A 20,255-nucleotide genomic window follows, 5' to 3' on the forward strand; every position below is an offset into this window, starting at 1 on the left:
TCAACACAGCACGCTACACTTGCCGTAGTACAAGGCTTTGCGAATAATAGGTCCAGTAATTGCTAGGTCTATAGGTTATTTTCCTTGCGCCTTTGCATATTTTGCAATGGCTGTCAACATTGCCCGCAGCGGTTTCAAGCGCTTCTGTAAGTAGTTGTCGCTTTGAAGAAATATCGACTACCGGGCTGTCGTTAAAATGCCACTCACTCGCTCGTGGTCTGCGGCCTTGGTCGAACCCTGCGCGGCTCGCGTTGTACCCATTCGCATATCGGGCAGTTGTTACTCCTGCCTTGTATTGCCCCGTACCGATGGAGTTACCTGATGAAGAAGCTCGCACTGCTTGGCGCCCTGGCGCTGTCCGTGTTTTCCCTGGTGTCGCAGGCCGATGAAAAACCTTTGAAAATCGGTATCGAAGCCGCCTACCCACCCTTTGCCTTCAAACAGCCCGACGGCAGCATCGCCGGTTTCGACTACGACATCGGCAACGCGCTGTGTGAAGAGATGAAAGCCAAGTGCACCTGGGTCGAGCAAGAGTTCGACGGCCTGATCCCAGCACTGAAAGTGCGCAAGATCGACGCCATCCTGTCGTCCATGTCGATCACTGATGACCGCAAGAAGTCGGTCGACTTCACCAAGCGCTACTACCTGACCCCGGCGCGCCTGGTCATGAAGGAAGGCACCTCGGTCAGCGACAGCCTGGGTGAACTGCAGGGCAAGAAGATTGGTGTGCAGCGCGGCTCGATCCATGACCGCTTCGCCAAGGAAGTGCTGGGCGCCAAAGGTGCCACCGTGGTCCCTTATGGCACCCAGAACGAAATCTACCTGGATGTGGCAGCCGGCCGCCTCGATGGCACTGTGGCTGACGCTACCCTGCTGGAAGACGGCTTCCTGAAGACTGACGCCGGCAAGGGCTTCGCGTTCGTAGGCCCGGCATTCACCGACGCCAAGTACTTCGGTGACGGCATCGGCATCGCCGTGCGCAAGGGTGACAAGGCCAACGTCGACCGCATCAACGCGGCCATCGACGCGATCCGCGCCAACGGCAAGTACAAACAAATCGAAGCCAAGTACTTCAATTTCGACATCTACGGTCCAGACTCGAAGTAAGACGTCGAGTTTCACCTGTGCAATGGTGCAAACAGCAGAGGCTCTGAGGTTTGCACCATTTTTCATTCTTTAGGTCGAGGACCTCATCATGTTGAAAGGCTACGGGGCAGTCATCCTCGACGGGGCGTGGCTGACGCTGCAGCTCGCCCTGTCGTCGATGGCCCTGGCCATCGTGCTCGGCCTGATTGGCGTGGCGCTGCGCTTGTCGCCGGTGCGCTGGCTGGCCTGGTTGGGCGATATGTATGCCACGGTCATCCGTGGTATTCCGGACTTGGTACTGATCCTGCTGATCTTCTACGGCGGGCAGGACATCATCAACCGAGTGGCGCCGCTGCTCGGCTACGAAGACTACATTGACCTGAATCCGCTGATTGCGGGTATCGGGACCTTGGGCTTCATTTTTGGCGCCTACCTGTCGGAAACCTTCCGCGGCGCCTTCCTCGGTATCCCCAAGGGCCAGGCCGAAGCCGGCGTGGCCTATGGCATGAGCAATCGCCAGGTGTTCTTCCGCATCCAGGTGCCGCAGATGATCCGCCTGGCCATCCCGGGGTTCACCAACAACTGGCTGGTGCTGACCAAGGCCACCGCACTGATCTCGGTGGTCGGCCTGCAGGACATGATGTTCAAGGCCAAGCAGGCGGCGGACGCCACCCGCGAACCCTTTACCTTCTTCCTGGCAGTGGCGGCCATGTACCTGGTGTTGACCAGTGTTTCGCTGCTGGCCTTGAAGTATCTTGAAAAACGCTACTCGGTGGGCGTCAAGGTGGTTGAACTATGATCTTCGACTACAACGTGGTGTGGGAGGCCATGCCGCTGTACCTCGGCGGGTTGCTGACCACGCTCAAGCTGCTGGCGTTGTCACTGTTGTTTGGCCTGCTCGCGGCGATCCCGCTGGGCCTGATGCGGGTGTCCAAGCAGCCGCTGGTGAACCTCAGCGCCTGGCTGTACACCTATGTGATCCGCGGTACGCCGATGCTGGTGCAGCTGTTCCTGATCTACTACGGCCTGGCCCAGTTCGAAGCGGTGCGCGAGAGCATCTTCTGGCCGATGCTGTCCAGCGCGACCTTCTGTGCTTGCCTGGCCTTCGCCGTCAACACCAGTGCCTACACCGCAGAAATCATCGCCGGCAGCCTCAAGGCCACGCCCCATGGCGAGATCGAGGCGGCCAAGGCCATGGGCATGTCGCGCTTCAAGATGTACCGCCGCATCCTGCTGCCTTCGGCCCTGCGCCGGGCATTGCCGCAGTACAGCAACGAAGTGATCATGATGCTGCAGACCACCAGCCTTGCGTCGATCGTCACCCTGATCGACATCACGGGCGCGGCGCGCACGGTCAATGCCCAGTATTACCTGCCTTTCGAGGCCTACATCACGGCGGGCGTGTTCTACCTGTGCCTGACCTTTATTTTGGTGCGCCTGTTCAAGATGGCCGAACGCCGCTGGCTCGGCTACCTGGCGCCGCGCAAGCACTGACCGCTCTGTGAGAATCGACAGCATGTACAAACTCGAAGTCCAAGACCTGCACAAGCGCTACGGCAGCCATGAAGTGCTCAAGGGCGTGTCCCTGGCGGCCAAGGCAGGCGATGTGATCAGCATCATCGGCTCCAGCGGTTCGGGCAAGTCCACCTTCCTGCGCTGCATCAACCTGCTGGAGCAGCCCCATGCCGGCAAGATCCTGCTCAACAACGAAGAGCTGAAACTGGTCGCCGGCAAGGATGGCGCGCTCAAGGCGGCCGACCCGCGCCAGCTGCAGCGCATGCGCTCGCGCCTGTCGATGGTGTTCCAGCATTTCAACCTGTGGTCGCACATGACGGCGCTGGAAAACGTCATCGAGGCCCCCGTGCACGTGCTCGGCATGAACAAGAAAGAGGCCTTGGAAAAGGCTGAGTACTACCTGGCCAAGGTCGGTGTCGGCCATCGCAAGGACGCCTTCCCAGGGCATATGTCCGGCGGCGAGCAGCAGCGTGTGGCCATTGCCCGTGCCCTGGCTGTCGAGCCTGAGGTGATGCTGTTCGACGAGCCGACCTCGGCGCTCGACCCGGAGCTGGTGGGTGATGTGCTCAAGGTCATGCAGGCGCTGGCCCAGGAAGGCCGGACCATGGTGGTGGTGACCCATGAGATGGGCTTTGCTCGCGAGGTGTCGAACCAGTTGGTGTTCCTGCACAAGGGCCTGGTGGAAGAGACCGGTTGCCCGCGCGAGGTGCTGGCCAACCCGCAATCGGAGCGGCTCAAGCAGTTCCTCTCCGGCAGCCTCAAGTAAACAAGGCTGCATCTTTGCACCAGAATAGGGCATGCTGCGCAGCGAGCGCAGCCTGACCCTGTGCCACAGACTCGAACGACCCCAGGTTTCGGACCGCACTCTATGACCACCCAGCGAATCGGTTTTCTCATCTGGCCCAGCACCAAGCCCTTGACCCTGGCGCTGGCCGAGGAAGTGTTGCAGGTGGCCCAGCGGGTGCATCCGGATGTGGTCTACGAATTGTCGTTTCTGCAGGCAGAGCCTGCAGTGGAGGGCGCTTGGCGCCTGCCGGGCGAGCCGTGGAATGGCCGCTTGGAGGGGTGCCAGAAGCTCTTGTTGCTGGCCGATGAGCCGCCGCAGGCGGTGGGCTCGGTGCTGTCTACCGCACTCAAGCAACTGGCGCGCAGTGGCTGCGTGATGGGTGGCTTGTCTGCCGGCGTGTATCCACTGGCCCAACTTGGCCTGCTCGACGGTTACCGCGCGGCGGTGCACTGGCGCTGGCAGGACGATTTTGCTGAGCGTTACCCCAAGGTCATTGCCACCAGCCACCTGTTCGACTGGGACCGTGACCGCCTGACTGCCTGTGGTGGCATGGCGGTGACCGACCTGTTGCTCGCTGTGTTGGCGCGTGATCATGGCGCGGAACTGGCGGGGGCGGTGTCTGAAGAGCTGGTGGTCGAGCGCATCCGTGAGGGGGGCGAGCGTCAGCGTATTCCGTTGCAGAACCGCCTGGGCTCCAGCCACCCCAAGCTGACCCAGGCTGTGCTGCTGATGGAAGCCAACATCGAAGAGCCGCTGACCACCGACGAGATCGCCCAGCACGTGTGCGTGTCGCGTCGGCAGCTGGAGCGCATCTTCAAGCAGTACCTGAACCGGGTGCCCAGCCAGTATTACCTCGAGTTGCGGCTGAACAAGGCGCGGCAGATGCTGATGCAGACCAGCAAGTCGATCATCCAGATCGGCTTGTCGTGCGGGTTTTCTTCTGGGCCGCATTTTTCCAGTGCGTACCGTAACTTCTTTGGCGCGACGCCGCGCGAAGATCGCAACCAGCGGCGTAACAGCAGCCCATTCGAGTTGAGCTCGGCGCCTGCCGAAAAGGGCTGATTTCTCCTTCGTCTGTACCGGACTCTTCGCGGGCAAGCCCGCTCCCACTGGGTTGTCACAGCTACGGATACTGTGGGAGCGGGCTTGCCTGCGAAAGGGCTGGCCCAGGCAACCTCCGATCTTGCTGTGAACACCCGTTCACCCAGCCACCCACTCCCGTTACACTGCGCGATTGCGACAGTGTTTGTCGCATTGCCGAAAACCTGGCCGAAACTGGGTTTTGCGCTGTAACAAGTTGTCGCTTGGCCGCAAGGACAGGCGCTGATCAGTCCTTACAATCCCCCCATCGCTCGCCAATTCCAGGCCAGCGTTCCTCTTCAGGAGACTCAGATGTCCGTTGAGCAAGCCCCGGTGCAACGTGCCGATTTTGACCAGGTCATGGTTCCCAACTATTCGCCGGCGGCCTTCATTCCTGTGCGAGGCGAGGGCTCCCGCGTGTGGGACCAGTCGGGTCGCGAGCTGATCGACTTCGCTGGCGGTATTGCCGTCAACGCCCTGGGTCACTGCCACCCGGCACTGGTCAAGGCGCTGACCGAGCAAGCCAACACGCTCTGGCACGTGTCCAACGTCTTCACCAACGAGCCGGCCCTGCGCCTGGCCCACAAACTGGTAGACGCCACCTTTGCCGACCGTGCCTTCTTCTGTAACTCCGGTGCTGAAGCCAACGAGGCCGCCTTCAAGCTGGCCCGTCGGGTTGCCCATGACCGCTTCGGCCCTGAAAAGCACGAAATCATCGCCACTGTGAACAGCTTCCACGGGCGTACCCTGTTCACCGTCAGCGTCGGTGGCCAGCCGAAGTACTCCGACGGCTTCGGGCCGAAGATCACCGGCATCAGCCATGTTCCGTACAACGACCTGGACGCGCTCAAGGCACAGATTTCCGACAAGACCTGCGCCGTGGTGATCGAGCCGATCCAGGGCGAGAGCGGCGTAGTCCCGGCCGACCAGGCGTACCTGGAAGGCGCGCGCAAGCTGTGCGATGAGCACAATGCCCTGCTGATCTTCGACGAAGTGCAGACCGGCGTTGGCCGTACCGGTTCGTTGTACGCCTACCAGCACTACGGTGTTACGCCCGACATCCTGACCAGCGCCAAGAGCCTGGGCGGCGGCTTCCCCATCGGCGCCATGCTGACCACCACCGAACTGGCCAAGCACCTGGCCGTCGGTACCCACGGCACCACCTATGGCGGTAACCCGCTGGGCTGCGCCGTTGCCTGCGCCGTGCTGGACGTGATCAACACCCCAGAAACCCTGGCCGGCATCAAGGCCAAGCACACGCGCTTCAAAACCCGTCTGGAGCAGATCGGCCAGCAATACGGCCTGTTCACCCAGGTACGTGGCGTCGGCCTGCTGATCGGTTGCGTGTTAACCGAAGCCTGGCAGGGCAAGGCCAAGGACGTGCTCAATGCCGCCGAAAAAGAAGGTGTGATGGTGCTGCAGGCCGGCCCGGACGTGGTGCGTTTTGCGCCTAGCCTGGTGGTTGAAGACGCCGACATCGATGAAGGCCTGGTCCGCTTCGAGCGCGCTGTGGCCAAACTGACCCAAGGCTGATTCGCCTGCGGTCCTTTCGCCGGCCCTGAACGGGCCGGCGATACTTGAATTCCAGCGCGGGCGCGTACTTGCAGTGTCAATTGCGCGCCCGCCGTTTTTTCGCGCCGTCGTGAACGGCCCGCTTTACCAAAGGAGTGACACCATGCTGGTGATGCGCCCCGCGCAAATGGCTGACCTGAACGAAGTGCAGCGCATGGCTGCCGACAGCCCCATTGGTGTCACCTCGCTGCCGGACGATACAGCCCGTCTGGGCGACAAGATCGCCGCGTCCGAAACCTCCTTCGCCGCCGAGGTCAGCTTCAACGGCGAGGAAAGCTACTTCTTCGTGCTCGAAGACAGCGACACCGGCAAGCTTGCCGGCTGCTCGGCCATCGTCGCTTCGGCCGGCTACTCCGAGCCGTTTTACAGTTTTCGTAACGAGACCTTCGTGCACGCCTCGCGCGAGCTGAAGATCCACAACAAGATCCACGTCCTGTCGCTGTGCCATGACCTGACCGGCAACAGCCTGCTGACCAGCTTCTATGTACTGCCCGAATTGGTCGGCAGCGGCTGGGCCGAGCTCAACTCACGCGGCCGCCTGCTGTTCATGGCCTCGCACCCGGAGCGCTTCGCCGACTCGGTGGTGACCGAAATAGTGGGCTACAGCGATGATCAGGGCGAATCGCCGTTCTGGGATGCCATAGGCCGCAACTTCTTCGACCTCAACTACGCCGATGCCGAACGCCTGTGCGGGTTGAAGAGCCGCACGTTCCTGGCCGAACTGATGCCGCACTACCCGATCTATGTGCCGCTGCTGCCCGACGAGGCGCAGGAGGCCATGGGCCAGGTCCACCCACGGGCGCAGATCACCTTCGACATCCTGATGCGTGAAGGCTTCGAGACCGAGCACTACATCGACATCTTCGACGGTGGGCCGACATTGCACGCGCGGGCTTCGGGCATTCGTTCGATTGCCCAGAGCCGTGTGGTACCGGTCAAGCTGGAGGATGCTCCGGTCAAGGGCGGGCGCCCGTACCTGGTGTGCAACGGCCAGTTGCAGGACTACCGCGCGGTGTTGCTGGAGCTTGACTGGGTGCCAGGCAAGCCGGTCAGCCTGGGGCGCGGCGCGGCCGACGCCCTGGGTGTCGGTGACGGTGCAAGTGTGCGTCTGGTTGCCGTCTAAGGCGCGAGCCTGCGCAGATAGCTCGAAACAGCAAGCTCGAAACGAAGCGTTTCGCGGTGGCAAGGGTCGCCGCTCAAGGAGATAGCATGATCGTTCGTCCCGTACGCAGCAGCGATTTACCCGCGCTGATCGAACTGGCTCGCAGCACCGGTACCACCGGGCTGACCACGCTGCCGGCCAACGAAGAACGCCTCGGGCATCGCGTGGGTTGGGCCGAGAAGAGTTTCCGTGGCGAAGCCGAGCGTGGCGATACCGACTACCTGTTTGTGCTGGAGAATGACGAAGGCCTGGTGGTGGGCATCAGCGCCATCGCCGGCGCCGTCGGCCTGCGCGAGCCCTGGTACAACTACCGGGTCGGCCTCACCGTCAGCGCTTCGCAAGAGCTGAACATCTACCGTGAAATCCCCACCCTGTTCCTGGCCAACGACCTGACCGGCAACTCCGAACTGTGCTCGCTGTTCCTGCGCAGCGACCACCGTTCCGGCCTCAATGGCCGCTTGCTGTCGCGCGCGCGCATGCTGTTCATCGCCGAGTTCCCGGAGCTGTTCGGCAAAAAGATCATCGCCGAGATGCGCGGCATGTCCGACGAACAGGGGCGCTCACCGTTCTGGGAAAGCCTGGGCCGGCACTTTTTCAAGATGGAATTCAGCCAGGCCGACTACCTGACTGGGGTGGGTAACAAGTCGTTCATCGCCGAACTGATGCCCAAGTTCCCGCTGTACACCTGCTTCCTGTCCGAGGCGGCGCGCAATGTGATTGGGCGTGTGCACACCGACACCGAGCCTGCGCTGGCCATGCTCAAGCAGGAAGGGTTCAACTACCAGGGCTATGTCGACATCTTCGACGCCGGCCCCGCCATCGAGTGCGATACCGCGAAGATTCGGGCTGTGCGCGAAAGCCAGACCCTGGTGCTGGCCGTTGGTACTCCGGGCGATGACGCGACCCCTTATATCATCCACAACCGCAAACGCGACGACTGCCGCATCACGGCCGCGCCCGCACGCCTGGCGGCAGGCACCCTGGTGGTCGACCCGCTGACCGCCAAGCGCCTGCGCATGGGGGCTGGCGACAACGTGCGTGCGGTGCCGCTGTCGGCAAGCCGGGAGGCCCAGTAAATGACCACGCATTACATCGCCGGCAACTGGCAGGCTGGCCAGGGAGAACCCCTGCAATCGCTCAACCCGGTGACCCAGGCCGTTGTCTGGGAAGGGCAGGGCGCCGACGCCAGCCAGGTTGATGCCGCCGTGCAGGCCGCTCGCCAGACCTTTCCGGCCTGGGCACAGTTGAGCCTGGACGCGCGCATCGACGTGCTGGAAAAGTTCGCCGAACAGTTGAAAAAGCATGCCGACGCGCTGGCGCATTGCATCGGCGAAGAAACCGGCAAGCCGCTGTGGGAATCGGCGACCGAAGTCACCAGCATGATCAACAAGGTGGCGATTTCGGTACAAAGCTACCGTGAGCGAACCGGTGAGAAAAGCGGCCCGCTGGCCGATGCCACCGCAGTGCTGCGGCACAAGCCCCATGGTGTGGTGGCGGTGTTCGGGCCCTACAACTTCCCAGGCCACTTGCCCAATGGCCATATCGTGCCGGCGCTGTTGGCGGGCAACTGCGTGGTCTTCAAGCCCAGCGAGCTGACGCCCAAGGTTGCCGAGTTGACCGTCAATTGCTGGATCGCCGCTGGCCTGCCTGCAGGCGTGCTCAACCTGGTCCAGGGCGCTCGCGAAACCGGCGTGGCGCTGGCGGCCAACCCAGGTATCGACGGGCTGTTCTTCACAGGCTCCAGCCGCACCGGCAACCTGTTGCACCAACAGTTCGCCGGGCGCCCGGACAAGATCCTCGCGTTAGAGATGGGCGGTAACAACCCGCTGCTGGTGGACGAGGTCAAGGACCTGGACGCTGCGGTCTACACCATCATTCAGTCGGCATTCATTTCCGCCGGCCAGCGCTGCACCTGCGCCCGTCGTCTGCTGGTGCCGCAAGGGGCCTGGGGCGATACGCTGATCGCGCGGCTGGTCGAGGTGTGCAAAAGCATCACCGTGGGCGCCTTCGACCAGCAGCCAGCGCCGTTCATGGGCTCGGTGATTTCGCTGCAGGCGGCGCAGGCGCTGATCGCAGCCCAGGCCGACCTGGTGGGCAAGGGCGCGGTGAAATTGCTCGAAATGACCCAGCCGCAGGCCGACGCCGCGCTGCTCACGCCTGGCATCCTCGATGTCAGCGCCGTTGCCGGGCGCCCGGATGAAGAGTTCTTCGGCCCGTTGCTGCAGGTGATTCGCTACGCCGACTTCGATGCCGCCATCGATGAGGCCAACAACACCCAATACGGCCTGGCCGCCGGGTTGCTGTCCGACTCCCGCGCCCGCTACCAGTACTTCTGGCTGCGCAGCCGTGCGGGCATCGTCAACTGGAACAAGCAACTGACCGGCGCCGCCAGCAGCGCGCCGTTCGGGGGGGTTGGCAACAGCGGCAACCACCGCGCCAGTGCCTATTACGCAGCCGATTACTGCGCTTACCCCGTGGCTTCGCTGGAGACCGCCAGCCTCGCCTTGCCGGCAACCCTGACGCCGGGCGTCACCCTATAACAAACGGTCTCGGAGCCTAGCCGATGAAATCCTACGAAGTGAATTTTGATGGCCTGGTGGGGCCTACCCACAACTATGGCGGCTTGTCCTACGGCAATGTGGCTTCGCAGAGCAACAGCCAGCAGTCGTCCAACCCGCGTGAAGCCGCGCGCCAGGGCCTGGCAAAGATGAAGGCCTTGGCCGACATGGGCTTCAAGCAAGGCGTGCTGGCCCCGCAAGAGCGCCCGGACGTGGCCGCGCTGCGTCGCCTGGGTTTTTCTGGTAGCGATGCCGAGGTGATCCAGCGCGCAGCCAAGGAGGCCATGCCGTTGCTGGTTGCCAGTTGCTCGGCGTCGAGCATGTGGGTGGCCAACGCGGCCACGGTCAGCCCCAGTGCAGACACTGCCGATGGTCGTGTGCATTTCACTGCCGCCAACCTCAACTGCAAGTACCACCGCAGCATCGAGCACCCGACCACCAGCCGCGTGCTGGGGGCGATGTTCGCCGATGCCCGGCATTTTGCGCACCACGAAGCGTTGCCGGCAGTGGCGCAGTTCGGCGATGAGGGCGCGGCCAACCACACGCGCTTCTGCCGTAACTACGGCGAGGCGGGCGTCGAATTCTTCGTCTACGGTCGCAGTGCCTTCGACAGCCGTTACCCAGCGCCGCAAAAGTACCCGGCTCGGCAAACCCTGGAGGCATCCCAGGCCGTGGCACGGCTGCATGGCCTGAGCGACGAGGGCGTGGTCTACGCTCAACAGAACCCGGCGGTGATCGACCAGGGCGTGTTCCACAATGACGTGATTTCAGTGGGCAACGGCGAGGTGCTGTTCTACCACGAAGACGCCTTCCTCGACACCGATGCGGTGCTTGCTCAGCTGCGAGCTAAACTGGCCAACAAGGGTGGCAACTTCCAGGCCATTTGTGTGCCGCGTGCGGCGGTGGCGGTGGAGGACGCAGTGCGTTCCTACCTGTTCAACAGCCAGCTGCTTAGCCGCGACGACGGCTCCATGCTGCTGGTGGTGCCGGAAGAGTGCCGCAGCAACGAACGGGTCTGGGCTTACCTTGGCCAGTTGACCCAGCAGGGCGGCCCGGTCAGGGAGGTCAAGGTATTCGACCTCAAGCAAAGCATGCAGAACGGCGGAGGCCCCGCTTGCCTGCGCCTGCGCGTGGCTTTGAAGGAATCGGAACTGGCGGCGGTCAATCCAGGCGTTATCATGACCGCGCCGCTGTACGACACACTGCTGCAGTGGGTCGACAAGCATTACCGCGATCGCCTTGGCGAAGCGGAACTTGCCGATCCGCACTTGCTGGTCGAATGCCGTACGGCACTGGATGAGTTGACCCAGATTCTGAAATTGGGTTCGGTCTATCCGTTCCAACGCCAACCTTGAAGAGAGACTAAGTAATGACCGATGCCCTGCGCCTGATCCTCGAAGACGAAGACGGCACCCAGCTGGAAACCTCCTGCACCCGCTTTGCCGTGGTCTGGCAAGGCAAGGAAGTGTGGATTCAGCAGGACGGCCGTGGCCAGTTGCTGATTGGCGTGGACGTCGAGGAGGACGATACCGAGTACGCCAACCTGCTGCTGCGCCCGATGGCTACCAACCTGGTCAGCCTGCAGCTGGAGATGGAACCGGCTGAAGTCGCTGAAGGCGACGATCACGTCCATGGCCCTGATTGCGGCCACCACCACTAAGGAAGTGCCTATGCTCGCCCTCGGAAAACTGCTTGAGCTGACCTTGACCGATCACGAACCGGCCGAGAAGACCCAAGTTACACCCAAGGGCGTGCGTTTGCGCTGGCTGGGGGAGGGCGCACTTGAAGTGCGCCCGGCCGAGAGTGAAGATTGCGGGCTTGATCTGCTGTTGTCGGCCGGCATTCATGGCAACGAAACGGCGCCGATCGAGTTGCTCGAGCGTCTGCTGCACGGTGTGGCCAACGGCAAGATCAAACCGCGTGCGCGAGTGCTGTTCCTGTTCGGCAACCCCGTGGCCATCCGCAAGGGCGAGCGCTTCATCGAGCAGGACATCAACCGTCTGTTCAATGGTCGTCACGAGCTTTCCAGTGGTTTCGAGGCGTTGCGTGCGGCCGAGCTTGAGCAGTTTGCCCGGGTGTTCTTCAGCAAAGCGGGCCGTAATCGCCTGCATTACGACCTGCATACCGCCATCCGTGGCTCCAAGATCGAGCAGTTCGCCCTGTACCCCTACAAAGAGGGGCGCAAGCATTCCCGTCGGGAGCTGGCACGCCTGGCGGCGGCGGGCATGGAGGCGGTGCTGCTGCAGAGCAAGTCGTCCATTACCTTCAGCGCCTTCACCTATGAGCAGCTCGACGCCGAGGCGTTCACCCTGGAGCTTGGCAAGGCGCGACCGTTCGGGCAAAACGAGCAGGTCAACCTCGACAAGCTGGAAGAGCGGCTGATCCAGATCATCGAAGGCACCGAGCCCGAAACGCAAGACTCGCTCGATGGTTTGAAGCTGTTCAGCGTTGCCCGCGAGATCATCAAGCACAGTGACAGCTTCCACCTGCACTTGCCGGCGGATATCGAAAACTTCTCCGAGCTGAGCAAGGGTTACCTGCTGGCTGAAGACCTGGCCGAAATGCGCTGGGTGGTCGAGGAGGAGGGCGCGCGTATCATCTTCCCCAACCCCAAGGTCAAGAACGGGCTGCGGGCCGGGATTCTGGTGGTGCCGGACTCGGGCCAGCGCCTGGGTTGAGATCGGCGCTGCCTGCTTCGCGGGTATAACGTCGCCTTTGAAGCAGGCAGCGCCATTTCTGGATCCCATCACACGATGAAAACCTTTTAATTCACCGCCTATTCCATTTTCCCTTCCCTTCGGCCGTAATGGGCTTGCCAGTGGCGAAAGGCTGCAATTAGCATCCGATCATGTCATTTTCGTTTGCAACCGCCTGAAAACCGTCGAATCGACGTTTTACATCGCATAAACACACTGCACCGAGTTTGCAGGACCGATATAATGCGGCCCTTTGCCGTCGTTTCGTCGACGCGTTTGCCCACCAGGGCCGCCGTTTCCGTGGAAGAACCTATGAAAAGCGCAGAAATCCGTGAAGCCTTCCTTCGCTTCTTCGAAGAGCAGGGACACACCCGAGTCGCCTCCAGCTCCCTGATTCCGGGCAATGACCCGACCCTGCTGTTTACCAACGCCGGCATGAACCAGTTCAAGGACTGCTTCCTCGGCCAGGAAAAGCGCGCCTACACCCGCGCCGTCAGCAGCCAGAAATGCGTGCGCGCCGGTGGCAAGCACAACGACCTGGAAAACGTCGGCTACACCGCGCGCCACCATACGTTCTTCGAAATGTTGGGCAACTTCAGCTTCGGCGATTACTTCAAGCGCGACGCGATCACCTACGCCTGGACCTTCCTGACCTCGGACAAGTGGCTGAACCTGCCCAAGGAAAAGCTCTGGGTCACCGTCTACGCCACCGATGACGAGGCGTACGACATCTGGACCAAGGAAATCGGCGTGCCGGCCGAGCGCATGGTGCGCATCGGTGACAACAAAGGCGCCCCGTACGCCTCCGACAACTTCTGGACCATGGGCGATACCGGCCCGTGCGGCCCCTGCACCGAGATCTTCTACGACCACGGCGCCGACATCTGGGGCGGCCCACCCGGTTCCCCGGAAGAAGACGGCGACCGCTACATCGAGATCTGGAACAACGTCTTCATGCAGTTCAACCGCACCGCCGATGGCGTCCTGCACCCGCTGCCAGCCCCTTCGGTAGACACCGGCATGGGCCTGGAGCGTGTCAGCGCGGTCCTGCAGCATGTTCACTCGAACTACGAGATCGACCTGTTCCAGAACCTGCTCAGCGCCGCGGCCAAGGCCATTGGCTGCAGCAATGACAACCAGGCGTCGCTCAAAGTGGTTGCCGACCATATCCGTTCTTGCGGCTTCCTGATTGCCGACGGCGTGCTGCCGTCCAACGAAGGCCGTGGCTATGTGCTGCGCCGCATCATTCGCCGCGCTTGCCGCCACGGCAACAAGCTGGGTGCCAAGGGCAGCTTCTTCTACCAGATCGTTGCTGCACTGGTGGCCGAAATGGGTGAAGCCTTCCCAGAGCTCAAGAGCCAGCAGGCGCATATCGAGCGCGTGCTCAAAGCTGAAGAAGAGCAATTCGCCAAGACCTTGGAGCAAGGCCTGCGCATCCTCGAACAGGACCTGGCGCAGCTGCAGGGTGACGTGGTCCCAGGTGACGTGGTGTTCAAGCTGTACGACACCTATGGCTTCCCCATGGACCTGACCGCCGACATCGCCCGTGAGCGCGAGCTGACCATCGACGAAGCCGGTTTCGAACGTGAAATGGACGCCCAGCGTGAGCGCGCTCGCTCTGCCAGCGCCTTCGGCATGGACTACAACAGCCTGGTCAAGGTCGATACCGCCACGGACTTCCTGGGTTACACCACCACCGAAGGCCAGGCCAAGGTCATTGCCCTGTACAAGGACGGCCAGGCCGTCGAGCAGCTGGGTGAGGGCGAGCAGGGCGTGGTGATCCTCGATCGCACGCCGTTCTACGCCGAGTCCGGCGGCCAGGTGGGTGACAGCGGCTACCTGCAGGCTGGCGTCGTGCGCTTCGACGTGCGCGACACCACCAAGACCGGCGGCGCTTTCCTGCACCACGGTGTAGTGGCCAGCGGCGCGCTGAGCGTCGGTGCCGAGGTCGAAGCCAAGGTCGATGCTGATGTGCAGCACGCCACCTCGCTGAACCACTCGGCCACCCACCTGCTGCATGAAGCCCTGCGCCAGGTGCTGGGCGATCACGTTCAACAGAAAGGCTCGCTGGTCGACAGCCAGCGCCTGCGTTTCGACTTCAGCCACTTCGAGGCCGTCAAGCCAGAGCAGATCAAGGCGCTGGAAGACATCGTCAACCGTGAAGTGCGCCGCAACACCGAGGTGCTGACCGAGGTGACCGACATCGAGACCGCCAAGCGCAAAGGCGCCATGGCCCTGTTCGGCGAGAAGTACGGCGATACCGTGCGCGTGCTGAGCATGGGTGGCGATTTCTCGGTAGAGCTGTGCGGGGGTATCCATGCCAAGCGCACCGGCGACATCAGCCTGTTCAAGATCATCAGCGAAGGCGGCGTGGCCTCTGGCGTACGCCGTATCGAAGCAGTTACCGGCGCTGCTGCGCTGGCCTACCTGAACGCTGCCGAAGAGCAGGTCAAGGAAGCCGCGCAACTGGTCAAGGGTAATCGTGACAACCTGATCGACAAGCTGTCGGCTGTGCTTGAGCGCAACCGTCAGCTGGAGAAGCAGCTGGAACAGCTGCAGGCCAAGGCCGCCAGCGCCGCCGGGGATGATCTCTCCAATGCGGCCGTTGAGGTCAAGGGTGCCAAGGTGCTTGCCGCTCGCCTGGATGGGCAGGATGGCAAGGCCTTGCTGGCCCTGGTCGATCAGCTGAAGAACAAGCTCGGCCACGCAGTGATCCTGCTGGGCAGCGAGCATGAGGGCAAGGTCGTGCTGGTGGCCGGCGTGACCAAGGACCTCTCCAGCCAACTCAAGGCTGGCGATCTGATGAAACAAGCCGCTGCGACAGTGGGTGGCAAGGGCGGTGGCCGTCCGGACATGGCCCAGGGTGGCGGCGTCGATGTCGCTGCGCTGGACCAGGCCTTGGCGCTGGCCGTGCCGTTCGCAGAGCAGGGACTTTGAGATGAAGGGGGCGGCGGTCTAGTCGTCGTCCCCTTCATGTTGGATTGTTTTTTGGGGCCCTGTATGGGCTGAGGCACCATTGAAATGGCGTTGATCGTACAGAAATTTGGCGGCACCTCTGTCGGTTCCATCGAGCGGATCGAGCAGGTAGCCGAAAAGGTCAAGAAACACCGTGAGGCAGGCGATGACCTGGTGGTCGTGCTGTCGGCCATGAGCGGTGAAACCAATCGCCTGATCGAGCTGGCCAGGCAGATCACCGATCAGCCGGTTCCGCGTGAGCTGGACGTGATCGTCTCGACCGGGGAGCAGGTCACCATTGCCCTGCTGACCATGGCCTTGATCAAGCGTGGTGTGCCAGCGGTGTCTTACACCGGTAACCAAGTGCGCATTCTGACTGACAGCTCGCACAACAAAGCCCGCATCCTGCAGATCGACGACCAGAAGATTCGCGCCGACCTCAAGGAAGGGCGTGTGGTCGTAGTCGCAGGTTTCCAGGGTGTCGATGAGCACGGCAGCATCACCACCCTTGGCCGTGGTGGTTCCGACACCACCGGCGTGGCCCTGGCGGCGGCGCTCAAGGCCGACGAGTGCCAGATCTACACCGACGTCGATGGCGTCTACACCACTGACCCGCGCGTCGTGCCACAGGCGCAGCGCCTGGAGAAGATCACCTTCGAAGAGATGCTGGAAATGGCCAGCCTCGGCTCCAAGGTGCTGCAGATCCGTTCGGTGGAGTTCGCCGGCAAGTACAACGTCCCGCTGCGCGTGCTGCACAGCTTCAAGGAGGGTCCAGGTACCCTCATTACCATTGATGAAGAGGAATCCATGGAACAGCCGATCATTTCCGGTATCGCCTTCAACCGTGATGAAGCCAAGCTGACCATTCGCGGCGTGCCGGACACCCCGGGCGTGGCCTTCAAGATCCTCGGCCCGATCAGCGCTTCGAACATCGAGGTCGACATGATCGTGCAGAACGTGGCGCACGATAACACCACCGACTTCACCTTCACCGTACACCGCAACGAGTACGAGAAGGCGCAAAGCGTGCTGGAAAACACCGCCCGTGAAATCGGTGCCCGTGAAGTGATCGGCGACACCAAGATCGCCAAGGTCTCGATCGTTGGCGTTGGCATGCGCTCCCACGCGGGCGTTGCCAGCCGTATGTTCGAAGCCCTGGCCAAGGAGAGCATCAACATCCAGATGATCTCCACCTCCGAAATCAAGGTTTCGGTCGTGATCGAAGAGAAGTACCTGGAGCTGGCCGTACGCGCGTTGCACACCGCGTTCGAGCTGGATGCTCCTGTTGCCCGACAGGGCGAGTAAGGCGCTGCCTGGAAGGGCGCGGCTTGCCGCGCCCTTCGCGTTTCTGCTCGCCACGCACGCGCTGCTGTGGGGTGGGCAACCAGGGCTGGGTCGTCGTCCGCGACCAGGCCCCCGATACCAAAGACTGTTATCCCTGAATGTATTGCGTAAGGAGAAAGCTATGTTGATTCTGACTCGTCGGTGCGCCGAGAGCCTGATCATTGGAGACGGCGAGATCACCGTGACGGTGCTCGGCGTCAAAGGCAACCAGGTGCGTATTGGCGTCAGTGCCCCGAAAGAAGTGGCTGTGCACCGCGAGGAAATCTACCTGCGGATCAAGAAAGAGAAGGACGAGGAGCCAAGCCTTTAATTCTTTTGAAGTTTTTTTCAAAAAAAGGGTTGCAAAGGTGAAAGAGGTTCTTTAATATTCGCCTCGTGTTGCGGTGAGGTGGCCGAGTGGCCGAAGGCGCTCCCCTGCTAAGGGAGTATACCTCATAAGGGTATCGGGGGTTCGAATCCCCCCTTCACCGCCATTATTCGCTTAGGGCGCTGTAAACTGTAAGAACGCTAAGTCGTTGAAATTAAACGAAAAAAGTTCTTGCAAAAATGTTTCAGCGACCTATAATGCGCGGCAAGACACGGACTCATAGCTCAGCTGGATAGAGTACTCGGCTACGAACCGAGCGGTCGCAGGTTCGAATCCTGCTGAGTCCGCCACTTTTAAAGTGGCTTTGCTTACTAAAGCTACTTTAAAGAACCAGTGGTAATCTGGTCTAAAACTACCAACCACGGACTCATAGCTCAGCTGGATAGAGTACTCGGCTACGAACCGAGCGGTCGCAGGTTCGAATCCTGCTGAGTCCGCCACTTTTTGAAGTGGCTCTGCTTGCAAAGACGCTTCAACAAGCCAGTGGTAATCTGGCCTAAAACTACCAACCACGGACTCATAGCTCAGCTGGATAGAGTACTCGGCTACGAACCGAGCGGTCGCAGGTTCGAATCCTGCTGAGTCCGCCATACATCAAGAAGCCCGCTCAATTGAGCGGGCTTTTTGTTTTCCCTCGCTCACTGATTTATCAGTGACGCCCGCTAGACTTCACATCAACTGGCCCGACATTCTTTTGCGCGGCACATGTGTTTTTTCTTTCGCCCCGGCCGTCGCACAGATAGCTTCGAGCGTTGTCCTAGCTTTAGTTCGCAAACGATTGTTCTGGCCAAAAATTTAAACGATCTGGCCGCTTAGGCAGTGTATGATTGCGCCCGTCAGCCCCGCCGGGGCTTGTGGAATACCACCATGGACTTACCCAGTAGTTACTCCTTAACACGTTTCATACAGAAAGATCTGACCGATTGATTCCCCCGGCGTGCTCCGCTGCTGGGAGTGGAGTTCGCCTATGACTGAAGTAGAAGTAAAGAAAGCGCAAGAGAGCCTGCAGGATCGCCTGGCCCAGGTGGTCGAACTGCTGCAGCGCCAGCGCGTGGTCGAAGACCTCACCCACCGCCAGGAGGGTGCTCACCACGACCTGGTCGAGAACCTCGTCCACCGCCAGAACCTTGTCGAGCTGCAGCGCAAGCTCGATGACCTGCACCCCGCCGACGTCGCCTACATCCTCGAAGCATTGCCCCTGGAAGACCGCCTGACGGTCTGGCAGCTGGTGCGCTCGGATCGCGACGGCGACATCCTGCTTGAAGTATCCGATTCGGTTCGCCAATCGCTGATCGCCGACATGGACGATCACGAACTGCTCGCCGCTGCCAAGGAAATGGACGCCGACGAACTGGCCGACCTGGCGCCAGAGCTGCCGCGCGACGTCGTTCACGAGTTGATGGAAACCCTCGATGCCCAGCAACGCGAGCGTGTACGTTCGGCGCTGAGCTACGACGAGGAGCAGGTCGGTGCGTTGATGGACTTCGAGATGGTGACCATCCGCGAAGACGTCAGCCTCGAAGTCGTACTGCGTTACCTGCGTCGCCTGAAAGAACTGCCGAACCATACCGACAAACTGTTCGTGGTCGACTATGACGGCATCCTCAAGGGCGTATTGCCCATCAAGCGTCTGTTGGTCAACGACCCGGAGAAGAAGGTAGCAGAGGTCATGGCGACTGACCCGGTGTCCTTCCACCCTGAGGAAGATGCCTACGACGCCGCTCAAGCCTTCGAACGTTACGACCTGGTCTCCGCCCCGGTGGTGGACAAGAGCGATCGCCTGATCGGTCGTTTGACCATCGACGAAATGGTCGACCTCATCCGTGAGGAGAGCGAGAGCGAAGTGCTGAACATGGCTGGTCTGCGCGAAGAAGAAGACATCTTCGCCTCGGTCTGGCGTTCGCTGCGCAACCGCTGGGCGTGGCTGGCCATCAACCTGATCACGGCGTTCCTGGCTTCGCGGGTGATCGGCCTGTTCGAGGGCTCGATCGAGAAGTTGGTGGCGTTGGCTGCGTTGATGCCGATTGTGGCAGGTATTGGCGGTAACTCCGGCAACCAGACCATCACCATGATCGTGCGCGCCATGGCGCTGGACCAGGTGTCGCCGGGCAACACAAGCCGGCTGATGCGCAAGGAGCTGGCCGTGTCGCTGCTAAACGGCCTGATCTGGGGGGGTGTGATTGGTGCGGTGGCGTTCTGGCTGTATGACAGCTGGTCGTTGGGCCTGGTGATGACCGCGGCGATGACCTTGAACCTGCTGTTGGCCGCGCTGATGGGGGTATTGATCCCGATGACCCTGACGCGTCTGGGGCGCGATCCGGCAATGGGGTCCAGTGTGATGATTACCGCCGTGACCGACAGCGGCGGGTTCTTCATCTTCCTGGGGCTGGCAACGCTGTTCCTGCTCTGAAAAATGTGGGCTGCAAAGCAGCCCCATTGGCCTTAACAACGAAAAAAGCCAGCTTACGCTGGCTTTTTTGTGCTCGCTTGCAACCTTCAGGAAGCGTCTGCGGCCATTTCCACATCGTGAGCGATGAGGGCGACCAAGGCGTTCTGCTGGCGGTGGGAGAGTTGGCGGAAGCGTTGCAGCAGCTCGCGCTCATGCAGGGACAGTTCAGGGCTGTCCAGGCGCATGCTCAGCTCTTCACCCAACGCGCCTTCCTGGATAAGGCTCTGTTCCAGGCGCGCGATGATTTCGGAGTTCATGCTGCGGTGATGGTTGCGCGCTACCTCGGCAATGCGCTCACGCATCCCGTCAGGCAGGCGGACGACGAACTTGTCAGCAGTGCGGCTCGAATAAATAGCCTGTTTCATTGGGCGCATATAAATTGACCGGATTTTCTGGTTCAGGGGACGCGGTTCTCAAATTGGCCGCACGGGATGGTAGTACGACCGTGGCGACGACAAAATGTTCAACCGTCATGGAAAATTGGATGCTCATCTTGTCTCATGGTCGCCGTTTCCTTGGCGTCAATTCTGTGACAAATAGTGAGCTTGATAAAGGCTTTCTGCCAGTACCAATTATCAGAAATGAGCACTGGTTTGAAAAGTTTTACATGCTCCCATTTGTCCCGCCGTCAGTCTTCTGCCGTCAAAAACTGGTAAAACGCAGCAAAAGGCCAAGAAAACTCCT

General features: G+C 61.2%; 17 protein-coding genes and 4 tRNA genes. 20 read left to right on the top strand and 1 reads right to left on the bottom strand.

The genetic code is table 11. The features are described 5' to 3' along the window. Window positions 1–321 precede the first annotated feature (321 nt). The 20 genes from OGV19_RS03370 (at window position 322) to mgtE (ending at window position 19,532) form a co-directional block, all read left to right on the top strand. Window positions 322–1,107: an L-arginine-binding protein AotJ gene (locus tag OGV19_RS03370; protein ID WP_264312129.1), complete on the top strand. Its 786-nt coding sequence runs from the start codon at window positions 322–324 to the stop codon at window positions 1,105–1,107. Between the two features lie 88 nt (window positions 1,108–1,195). After that, entirely contained in the window at window positions 1,196–1,885 is a 690-nt protein-coding gene (locus OGV19_RS03375; RefSeq protein ID WP_264312130.1) for an ABC transporter permease, read from the top strand. Next, complete coding sequence (locus tag OGV19_RS03380) at window positions 1,882–2,580, top strand: ABC transporter permease (RefSeq protein ID WP_264312131.1); 699 nt, start codon at window positions 1,882–1,884, stop codon at window positions 2,578–2,580. Before OGV19_RS03375 ends, OGV19_RS03380 begins: the two co-directional genes overlap by 4 nt. A gap of 22 nt (window positions 2,581–2,602) precedes the next feature. Then, window positions 2,603–3,367 (top strand): ABC transporter ATP-binding protein, encoded by a 765-nt coding sequence (locus OGV19_RS03385; RefSeq protein WP_264312132.1) that lies wholly within the window; start codon window positions 2,603–2,605, stop codon window positions 3,365–3,367. 102 nt (window positions 3,368–3,469) lie between these two features. Continuing rightward, window positions 3,470–4,450, top strand: coding sequence for a transcriptional regulator ArgR (argR, locus tag OGV19_RS03390; RefSeq protein ID WP_264312133.1), 981 nt, complete (start codon window positions 3,470–3,472; stop codon window positions 4,448–4,450). 330 nt (window positions 4,451–4,780) lie between these two features. Then, a complete protein-coding gene (locus tag OGV19_RS03395; RefSeq protein WP_264312134.1) occupies window positions 4,781–6,001 on the top strand; it encodes an aspartate aminotransferase family protein in 1,221 nt (406 codons plus the stop codon). 142 nt (window positions 6,002–6,143) lie between these two features. Then, window positions 6,144–7,163, top strand: a complete 1,020-nt coding sequence (gene aruF / locus OGV19_RS03400; protein ID WP_264312135.1) for an arginine/ornithine succinyltransferase subunit alpha — start codon at window positions 6,144–6,146, stop codon at window positions 7,161–7,163. Window positions 7,164–7,249: 86 nt separating this feature from the next. Continuing rightward, window positions 7,250–8,278, top strand: a complete 1,029-nt coding sequence (gene astA, locus OGV19_RS03405; protein WP_264312136.1) for an arginine N-succinyltransferase subunit beta — start codon at window positions 7,250–7,252, stop codon at window positions 8,276–8,278. Beyond that, entirely contained in the window at window positions 8,279–9,742 is a 1,464-nt protein-coding gene (gene astD, locus OGV19_RS03410; protein WP_264312137.1) for a succinylglutamate-semialdehyde dehydrogenase, read from the top strand. It begins immediately after the preceding gene. A 23-nt stretch (window positions 9,743–9,765) separates the two neighbouring features. Continuing rightward, a complete protein-coding gene (gene astB, locus OGV19_RS03415) occupies window positions 9,766–11,115 on the top strand; it encodes an N-succinylarginine dihydrolase (RefSeq protein WP_264312138.1) in 1,350 nt (449 codons plus the stop codon). Window positions 11,116–11,129: 14 nt separating this feature from the next. Then, window positions 11,130–11,420 (top strand): topoisomerase II, encoded by a 291-nt coding sequence (locus OGV19_RS03420; protein WP_264312139.1) that lies wholly within the window; start codon window positions 11,130–11,132, stop codon window positions 11,418–11,420. Between the two features lie 10 nt (window positions 11,421–11,430). Next, complete coding sequence (gene astE, locus OGV19_RS03425; RefSeq protein WP_264312140.1) at window positions 11,431–12,438, top strand: succinylglutamate desuccinylase; 1,008 nt, start codon at window positions 11,431–11,433, stop codon at window positions 12,436–12,438. Between the two features lie 330 nt (window positions 12,439–12,768). Beyond that, window positions 12,769–15,393 carry an alanine--tRNA ligase gene (gene alaS / locus OGV19_RS03430; protein WP_264312141.1) on the top strand — a complete coding sequence of 875 codons (2,625 nt, stop codon included), beginning with the start codon at window positions 12,769–12,771 and terminating at the stop codon, window positions 15,391–15,393. 84 nt (window positions 15,394–15,477) lie between these two features. Then, window positions 15,478–16,716: an aspartate kinase gene (locus OGV19_RS03435; protein ID WP_264312142.1), complete on the top strand. Its 1,239-nt coding sequence runs from the start codon at window positions 15,478–15,480 to the stop codon at window positions 16,714–16,716. Between the two features lie 160 nt (window positions 16,717–16,876). Further along, window positions 16,877–17,065 carry a carbon storage regulator CsrA gene (csrA, locus tag OGV19_RS03440; protein WP_003254503.1) on the top strand — a complete coding sequence of 63 codons (189 nt, stop codon included), beginning with the start codon at window positions 16,877–16,879 and terminating at the stop codon, window positions 17,063–17,065. A 72-nt stretch (window positions 17,066–17,137) separates the two neighbouring features. Beyond that, window positions 17,138–17,228, top strand: a tRNA-Ser gene (locus OGV19_RS03445). A gap of 107 nt (window positions 17,229–17,335) precedes the next feature. Next, window positions 17,336–17,412, top strand: a tRNA-Arg gene (locus OGV19_RS03450). A 73-nt stretch (window positions 17,413–17,485) separates the two neighbouring features. Next, window positions 17,486–17,562, top strand: a tRNA-Arg gene (locus OGV19_RS03455). 73 nt (window positions 17,563–17,635) lie between these two features. After that, window positions 17,636–17,712: transfer RNA gene (locus tag OGV19_RS03460), tRNA-Arg, on the top strand. A gap of 377 nt (window positions 17,713–18,089) precedes the next feature. Continuing rightward, window positions 18,090–19,532, top strand: coding sequence for a magnesium transporter (gene mgtE, locus OGV19_RS03465; protein ID WP_264312143.1), 1,443 nt, complete (start codon window positions 18,090–18,092; stop codon window positions 19,530–19,532). A gap of 86 nt (window positions 19,533–19,618) precedes the next feature. On the opposite strand, the gene OGV19_RS03470 is transcribed toward mgtE, so the two are convergent. Then, window positions 19,619–19,945 carry an Arc family DNA-binding protein gene (locus tag OGV19_RS03470; protein ID WP_027915923.1) on the bottom strand — a complete coding sequence of 109 codons (327 nt, stop codon included), beginning with the start codon at window positions 19,943–19,945 and terminating at the stop codon, window positions 19,619–19,621. Between the last annotated feature and the right edge of the window lie 310 nt (window positions 19,946–20,255).

It is taken from the genome of Pseudomonas putida (genome assembly GCF_025905425.1).
Classification (GTDB): domain Bacteria; phylum Pseudomonadota; class Gammaproteobacteria; order Pseudomonadales; family Pseudomonadaceae; genus Aquipseudomonas; species Aquipseudomonas putida_AF.

Bases quoted from the DNA above. Each gene is read 5' to 3' on its own strand.
- OGV19_RS03370 (WP_264312129.1), top strand. From the start codon at position 322: ATGAAGAAGCTCGCACTGCTTGGCGCCCTGGCGCTGTCCGTGTTTTCC.
- OGV19_RS03375 (WP_264312130.1), top strand. From the start codon at position 1,196: ATGTTGAAAGGCTACGGGGCAGTCATCCTCGACGGGGCGTGGCTGACG.
- OGV19_RS03380 (WP_264312131.1), top strand. From the start codon at position 1,882: ATGATCTTCGACTACAACGTGGTGTGGGAGGCCATGCCGCTGTACCTC.
- OGV19_RS03385 (WP_264312132.1), top strand. From the start codon at position 2,603: ATGTACAAACTCGAAGTCCAAGACCTGCACAAGCGCTACGGCAGCCAT.
- argR (WP_264312133.1), top strand. From the start codon at position 3,470: ATGACCACCCAGCGAATCGGTTTTCTCATCTGGCCCAGCACCAAGCCC.
- OGV19_RS03395 (WP_264312134.1), top strand. From the start codon at position 4,781: ATGTCCGTTGAGCAAGCCCCGGTGCAACGTGCCGATTTTGACCAGGTC.
- aruF (WP_264312135.1), top strand. From the start codon at position 6,144: ATGCTGGTGATGCGCCCCGCGCAAATGGCTGACCTGAACGAAGTGCAG.
- astA (WP_264312136.1), top strand. From the start codon at position 7,250: ATGATCGTTCGTCCCGTACGCAGCAGCGATTTACCCGCGCTGATCGAA.
- astD (WP_264312137.1), top strand. From the start codon at position 8,279: ATGACCACGCATTACATCGCCGGCAACTGGCAGGCTGGCCAGGGAGAA.
- astB (WP_264312138.1), top strand. From the start codon at position 9,766: ATGAAATCCTACGAAGTGAATTTTGATGGCCTGGTGGGGCCTACCCAC.
- OGV19_RS03420 (WP_264312139.1), top strand. From the start codon at position 11,130: ATGACCGATGCCCTGCGCCTGATCCTCGAAGACGAAGACGGCACCCAG.
- astE (WP_264312140.1), top strand. From the start codon at position 11,431: ATGCTCGCCCTCGGAAAACTGCTTGAGCTGACCTTGACCGATCACGAA.
- alaS (WP_264312141.1), top strand. From the start codon at position 12,769: ATGAAAAGCGCAGAAATCCGTGAAGCCTTCCTTCGCTTCTTCGAAGAG.
- OGV19_RS03435 (WP_264312142.1), top strand. From the start codon at position 15,478: ATGGCGTTGATCGTACAGAAATTTGGCGGCACCTCTGTCGGTTCCATC.
- csrA (WP_003254503.1), top strand. From the start codon at position 16,877: ATGTTGATTCTGACTCGTCGGTGCGCCGAGAGCCTGATCATTGGAGAC.
- mgtE (WP_264312143.1), top strand. From the start codon at position 18,090: ATGACTGAAGTAGAAGTAAAGAAAGCGCAAGAGAGCCTGCAGGATCGC.
- OGV19_RS03470 (WP_027915923.1), bottom strand. From the start codon at position 19,945: ATGCGCCCAATGAAACAGGCTATTTATTCGAGCCGCACTGCTGACAAG.